The organism is Xanthomarina sp. F1114 (assembly GCF_026410255.1).
Taxonomy (GTDB): domain Bacteria; phylum Bacteroidota; class Bacteroidia; order Flavobacteriales; family Flavobacteriaceae; genus Xanthomarina.
The window spans coordinates 1-1,646 of record NZ_JAPMLL010000033.1 but is presented as its reverse complement, the minus strand read 5'-3'; the positions used below and the strand labels follow the sequence as shown (position 1 = coordinate 1,646).

Sequence of the window (1,646 nt, the reverse complement as noted above, 5' to 3'; positions counted from 1 at the left end):
TTTTTTTTTTTTTATAAGTTTGACATGTTGAAAGTGAAGATATTGAGTTTTTAAGGCTTGATAATATTACTTGGAACTGGATTGAGATCAGATTTACTTTAGTTTTTTTCTTTCAAAAGCTCACTATTAACTTAAATCTATAAAAGTTAAAACCAAACTTATGAAAAACCCCAAATTACTAAACAGATTATTATTGCTTTCGATAGTATCTATAATTACTTTAAATTCTTGTAATTATGAAGAGTATGATGGTAGTTTAAATTCTAATGAAAACCAAATTTTTAAAGGAATTGAAATTACTGAAGATATCGCTAAAGAAGTAGCCATAAATTTTTATAACAGAACCTATAAATCAGGAGGTGAAGTAGCAAAAAACGGAGAATATACTTCCAGTGTAGCATCTACCAACACTATTAAAGATTTTAATGATGAAACAGCTATTTACATTGTTAGTATGGAGCCAGAAGGCTTTGTATTAGTAACATCAAACTCAAAAAATGTTCCAATTGCAGCTCATTCTGAAACGGGTACTTTTGAATTAAATGAAAATTCACCAAATGGATTAAAAGGTTGGATTGCAGAAAACATTATCTTTAACGATGTTTTGGAAGCCAGAGAACCCATAGAAGAAATAGATAAACAGTGGCACTATTTATCAGAGGGTAGAATGCCATATCCTGGAGATGATGAAGGAAATGGGGAAAGCCCTGAGCATACAGTGCGTTACAGCCATACGGTAAACGAGCAAGTGGGACCTTTAATGCAAACAACTTGGGGTCAATGGGAGCCTTATAATTTTTATACTCCTAATAATGCGCCAACTGGTTGTGTGGCGACTGCTATGGCACAAATAATGCGTTACCATGAATGGCCAAATACATTTAATTGGTCAATTATGCCAAATGATCCTAGTTATTCAGGCACAAATTCAGGATCTCTTGCCATAGCAACATTGATGTCTGAAATTGGTGCAAATGTGGATATGAATTACTCAGAAACTGGTTCTTCGGCAGATTCTGATGATGCAAGAGATGCATTTGTTTATAATTATAACTATTCTAATTCAGCAGATTATTCTGATTATAATTTCAGTACGGTTAAACAAGATATAAAAATGTATAATCGTCCTGTATACATGGAGGGTTGTCATTCTTTTGATACTACAGGCACGTGGTTTTGGGAGGAAACAAATTATTTTGATTGTCATGCTTGGGTATGTGATGGTTATAAGCAACAGTACGATGTATATATCCATAACGAAGGCACAGTATATGAATATACGCAGGAAGAAAATAGATACGAATGGTTTTATATGAATTGGGGTTGGAGAGGTGCTGGAAATGGTTGGTTTTTTAGAAATCAATTCTATATTAATGGAGTATTGATTGAAAATACAAATCCAAATTATCAATATAATAAAAAATGTATTTATAGAATTAAACCTTAAAAATATAAATTATGAAATATTTAATCTTTTTAATCTTTACAACTATTTTAATAGTTTCTTGTAAATCAGATGACGATGACAATTCCGCAAACTACTTTAACCTTCGTAATGGAGTTGAATTTAAAGTGTCATCATCCTCTGGGATTGATTTATTAAACCCAAATAATGCAAATGCTTATCTAGAAAATAAAATCAAAAT

The 1,646-nt window shown here is 31.4% G+C and carries 1 protein-coding gene and 1 pseudogene; both read left to right on the top strand.

The annotated features are described in order from the left end of the window. Positions 1-160: 160 nt before the first annotated feature. Positions 161-1,447, top strand: a complete 1,287-nt coding sequence (locus OS188_RS14680) for a C10 family peptidase (protein ID WP_267149603.1) — start codon at positions 161-163, stop codon at positions 1,445-1,447. Positions 1,448-1,458: 11 nt separating this feature from the next. Beyond that, positions 1,459-1,646, top strand: a pseudogene (locus OS188_RS14675) (hypothetical protein); the annotation flags it as partial.